Origin of the sequence: Paenibacillus sp. MER 180 (genome assembly GCF_023713665.1) — a bacterium.
Taxonomy (GTDB): domain Bacteria; phylum Bacillota; class Bacilli; order Paenibacillales; family Paenibacillaceae; genus Paenibacillus_B; species Paenibacillus_B suaedae.
In genome coordinates this window covers 1-4,305 of sequence record NZ_JAMAVT010000041.1, presented here as the reverse complement: position 1 = coordinate 4,305, position 4,305 = coordinate 1, and the positions used below count along the sequence as shown (strand labels likewise).

Sequence of the window (4,305 nt, the reverse complement as noted above, 5' to 3'; positions counted from 1 at the left end):
ACATTAACACCAAATGAAGCCATTGCCTTATCACTAAAGCAAACAGCCGAGATGATGACCAAGGTGCCTGTCCTGGAAAGCCGCATCGATCAAGTGGAGCAAAAGGTAGACGAGCAGATCACGCTTGATAGCGGTGAACAGCGGCGATTACAAAAGGCGGTAAACGTCAAAGTGTGCAGCATTGAACAAGACAAGGACTTGCGCGGCGGATTGTTCCGACAACTGCACCGCGAAATCAAGGATCGTTGGGGAGTGCCAAGCTACAAGGATGTACGCCGTCAGGATCTGCAAAAGGTATTGCGTTATGTAGATGCTTGGGTACCTAGACGGGAAGCCAATTAAGAAAGGGGATATGAACATGTACCGTGGGGGAAAGAAGATCGGCAACGTACTTTATATCAAATGCGGTGGAACATGGATTAGTTTGCAAGCTGCAGCAGAGCATGAACAAGAATTTAAGCGGTTCGGACCGTACACAGTTTAGAAAGGGAGAAAGAATATGAAATCCATCATTAAACGAATGATTTGCGGTGGTAAGTGGCTAAAACTGTGGACAGGTGTCAGAATCCGAGCATGGATGTGGCAAGAAGAATTCATTGTACCTCTCGTAGAGGTTTCCATGCATCAATGGTACAAGCAGTCCAAACGGTTGAATAAGCTCATGACAGCAGGCAGACGTTGCCGTGGAGATGTGGGGGTGCAAGCATGATCATCAAGGGTAAATCGTGGCGTTCACTGACTAGTGGCGAGAAAATGTCTGCGTTGGAATATATGAAATACCTGACAGAGAAAATGTGGGAGGCGAGAGCGTGACCATACAACAGCGGGCACAAATTGAACGAGCTTTTGATGAATACATGCCATTATACAATCGCTTTAACCAAATGAATGAGATCGGACGAAAGTATGGATTTGATGGCGGTGTTGGTAAATGAGGCCAACATGTGGATGCGGACGTCAGGCAGAATATCTTTGTTACGAAGAAGAACAGCCGCATTGCGAGGCATGCATGAAAGAAGCTATCGAATGTTCGGTCTATATCATGGTGAGAAAACCACTAGATTGGGGGAATTGGGAGAATGAGAATGCCTATAAGAATCGCGTACAGTGCGGATAAATTTGATCACTGGAGGTTGGCAGAGGTTGGCGGAAGAATTGCTAACCATCGAGGGAAAGAGATGTTTGTTTTCGATAGTGAGATGAAGTGGCAGCGGTACATGGAGTTAAACAAGCGAAGAGGTGAAGAGTTTGCAAGCCATTCGATTGGTTAGTACAAAGGATATGCCACATGACGAGTGGTTGGAGTGGAGAAAAAAAGGTATTGGCGGTTCAGACGTTGCAGCAATCTGTGGAATGAGTAGATACAGATCACCAGTGGAAGTATACCTGGACAAGTTAGGAGAAATTCCGCCAATCGATGATAATCCTAAGATGGCAGCAGGTAGAAGACTAGAACCTTTTATAGCTGATTGGTTCGCAGAAGATACAGGTTATAAGGTTTGGCGGCAAAATTATATTTTCCAACATCCAGAACATGAATTTATGTTTGCGAATATCGACCGCTGGCTACCAGGTATGAATGCAGGCTTAGAAATAAAAAACACGTCCGAATATGGACGCGATGATTGGGCAGGCACTCAAGCGCCAACCGAGTACATTTTACAATGCAATCATTACATGGCCGTTACTGGCGCAGATAGATGGTTCATAGCGGTATTAATCGGAGGATGGGACTTTCAATGGCGAGTCATCGAAAGGGATGACGACTTAATAAGCAACTTGGTTACAGTTGAACGTGAGTTTTGGCAGAACCACGTCCAAATGAAAGTCCCACCAGCTTTCTCGCATCAAGACACGGCACGTCTGAGCGAGATGTACCCGACTTCACAGCCGGTATCCATCAACTTGGCAGAAGATGTTTACCCGATTATACAACAACTGTATGAAGCGCGTAAAGCAAAAGCGAATGCTACTGAATTAGAGGTGGCAGCAAAGAATCAAATTAAAGCTATCATGGGCGAGGCAGAGCGTGCTTACTGGCAGGGGGATTTGTTCTTTACTTGGAAGTCAAACGCAAAAGGAACAAGGGTTTTCAATGTGATTGGAGGTAACGATTAATGGCAAACAAAACTGTGGATCAATCTAATATAGCTAGTCAATTGGCAGCGAAGACGAATACAAAGTTTGAGAATTTCAATTCAATCATTAAAAAAGAACTCGCAGACAACTTTCCTGCTATCAAGTCATTGGTTCCTAAACATATGACACCAGAGAGGCTCGCCAGAATCACACTAACAGCGATTAGCCGTACTCCAAAACTAACCGAATGTACACCGCCATCCATCGTAGGGGCCGTGATGAATTGTGCAACGTTGGGGCTAGAGCCTAATTTAATCGGTCACGCCTACCTAGTGCCATTCTATAACAACAAAACTGGCACGATGGAATGTCAGTTCCAAATTGGATACAAAGGACAAATCGATTTAATTCGTCGGACTGGGGATGTGGCGAAAATATATGCTGAAACGGTATATGAGAACGATTTGTTTGTCTACATCAAAGGAGAAGATAAACGACTTGTACATGTTCCATTCGATATGCTCCATCTATTAGACAATTTTATACCTGACCAGAATGGTAGCTTTATGGACTTGATGATTGCGGAAGCCATAAACGAGATTAAGAGCAGAAACCCAAAGGATCAGGGGAAGACAGTACGGCATTATGCTGCGTACCGGCTAAAAGATGGTTCATTTGATTTCACGACAATGACGATTGAACAAAGTCTACAGCATGCCAATAAGTTCTCCAAATCCAAATATAACGGGAAGCTAACAGGGCCGTGGGTAGACCATTTCGACAGCATGTGTAAAAAAACATGTATCAAAGAAATGGCGAAATATATGCCAATTAGCATCGAAGTGCAAGAGAAATTGGCTCTTGACGAGGCTGTTCTTAAGCCTAAGAAAGATAATGGAATTGAGTCTGACAATATCTTTGATGTGGATTACAAAGTTGTTGAGGATGAGCAGGTGAGTGGTGATGAATCTACCGTTCAATCCGCAGCCGAAGAGTAAGGCAACCAAGAGTACACGCATTAAGCATACACAGAAGCAGATGGGCGATATCAGCCCGTCTGTGGATGCGGAGTTAAAGGCACGGAGTAAGGACGTATGTGAAATGTGTGGGAAGGATTGGGCGACCGAGAGAGCACATCTGACGGGTCGCAAGCACTTGGACTGGAAGACGAAGGTGACAGACTTGCTTCACCTATGTACCGAATGCCACCGTTGGTTGGACGGTACGCCAGAGGGGATAAGATTCCGAAAATTGATAGCACGAGTGATAAATACAGCGCTTTCCACCGAATACCGGAACATTCCGGGAAATTCCGGGAACATCTCAGAAACTACTAGAAGTGAAAGGAGTGTTGACGATGGCTGAAAAGCGCATGCTTTCGAAAGTCATATCTATTTCGGAAAAAGTGAATGAATTGCCCGACGTATTCGACATGCTGCTTTTCACATGGATGATTCCTCATACTGATGACTTTGGCCGTATGGTCGGGTCACCAGCTAAAGTGAAAGCTCTTGTAGTCCCTTTACAAAGCAAGGATATAAGCGAAATAAAGGCGTCATTGAGCCGTTTGCATGATGCAGAATTGATTGCGTGGTATGAGGTTGACGGGGAAAGATTCATTCAGATTTTGAACTTTGATAAGCATCAACAAGGTCTTCACAAGCGTACAAAATCAAAATTTCCCGAGTACATTCCAGACGATTCCGGGAAATTCCCGGGGATTCCCTCTGAACTGAACAGAACTGAACAGAAGAGAACTGAAGAGAACAGAACTGAACTAGAACAGATTTTTGATAGTCGTAGTCCTGAAAATATTCAAGACAACCCATTCAGATTATTTGAGTCTGAAGGATTCGGTATGTTGAGTTCATTCCTTACAGATCGAATCAGAGATATGGAGGATGTATACGGCAGCCGATGGGTATGTGAGGCCATGAAGAAAGCAGTTGTAAAGGGTAAACGGAATCTTGGATATGTTGAAGGCATTTTAAAGAACTGGAAAGCAAACGGAATAGATGAACCTTGGAAGGAGGAGCAGAATGCAGAAGGCAATCAAAGCGCTGGATCTGGAAGAGCTAAAACGACGAGCGGCGGCAGCGAAAGCGAATTCGCGTTCCTCGACAAGCCGGGAAGAAGCTAAGTATGAATGTCCTAAGTGTAAAGACTTGCGCGGATTTTTTAAAAAGTTACCTCAACGGCACGGTGATATAGAATACTTTGTTGATT

Annotated in this window: 9 protein-coding genes; all 9 read left to right on the top strand. The window is 44.4% G+C overall.

Features of this window, described 5'->3' with window-relative positions; all coding sequences use genetic code 11:
• Positions 1 to 342: ORF6C domain-containing protein (locus tag M3661_RS29570; protein WP_251491074.1), on the top strand; the 342-nt coding region annotated here is incomplete at its 5' end.
• 16 nt (positions 343 to 358) lie between these two features.
• Positions 359 to 484 (top strand): hypothetical protein, encoded by a 126-nt coding sequence (locus tag M3661_RS30440; protein WP_285853416.1) that lies wholly within the window; start codon positions 359 to 361, stop codon positions 482 to 484.
• 15 nt (positions 485 to 499) lie between these two features.
• The gene (locus M3661_RS29565) at positions 500 to 709 is read left to right on the top strand and encodes a hypothetical protein (RefSeq protein ID WP_251491058.1); all 210 of its coding nucleotides are present in this window, start codon (positions 500 to 502) and stop codon (positions 707 to 709) included.
• 100 nt (positions 710 to 809) lie between these two features.
• Positions 810 to 935, top strand: a complete 126-nt coding sequence (locus M3661_RS30435) for a hypothetical protein (protein ID WP_285853415.1) — start codon at positions 810 to 812, stop codon at positions 933 to 935.
• Positions 936 to 1,085: 150 nt separating this feature from the next.
• A complete protein-coding gene (locus tag M3661_RS29560) occupies positions 1,086 to 1,271 on the top strand; it encodes a hypothetical protein (protein WP_251491055.1) in 186 nt (61 codons plus the stop codon).
• The gene (locus M3661_RS29555) at positions 1,249 to 2,118 is read left to right on the top strand and encodes a YqaJ viral recombinase family nuclease (protein ID WP_251491052.1); all 870 of its coding nucleotides are present in this window, start codon (positions 1,249 to 1,251) and stop codon (positions 2,116 to 2,118) included. The genes M3661_RS29560 and M3661_RS29555 overlap by 23 nt, the downstream gene beginning before the upstream one ends.
• The gene (locus M3661_RS29550; RefSeq protein WP_251491049.1) at positions 2,118 to 3,077 is read left to right on the top strand and encodes a recombinase RecT; all 960 of its coding nucleotides are present in this window, start codon (positions 2,118 to 2,120) and stop codon (positions 3,075 to 3,077) included. The genes M3661_RS29555 and M3661_RS29550 overlap by 1 nt, the downstream gene beginning before the upstream one ends.
• A complete protein-coding gene (locus M3661_RS29545; protein ID WP_251491046.1) occupies positions 3,043 to 3,444 on the top strand; it encodes a hypothetical protein in 402 nt (133 codons plus the stop codon). Before M3661_RS29550 ends, M3661_RS29545 begins: the two co-directional genes overlap by 35 nt.
• Complete coding sequence (locus M3661_RS29540) at positions 3,437 to 4,219, top strand: DnaD domain-containing protein (RefSeq protein ID WP_251491043.1); 783 nt, start codon at positions 3,437 to 3,439, stop codon at positions 4,217 to 4,219. The genes M3661_RS29545 and M3661_RS29540 overlap by 8 nt, the downstream gene beginning before the upstream one ends.
• Positions 4,220 to 4,305 lie beyond the last annotated feature (86 nt).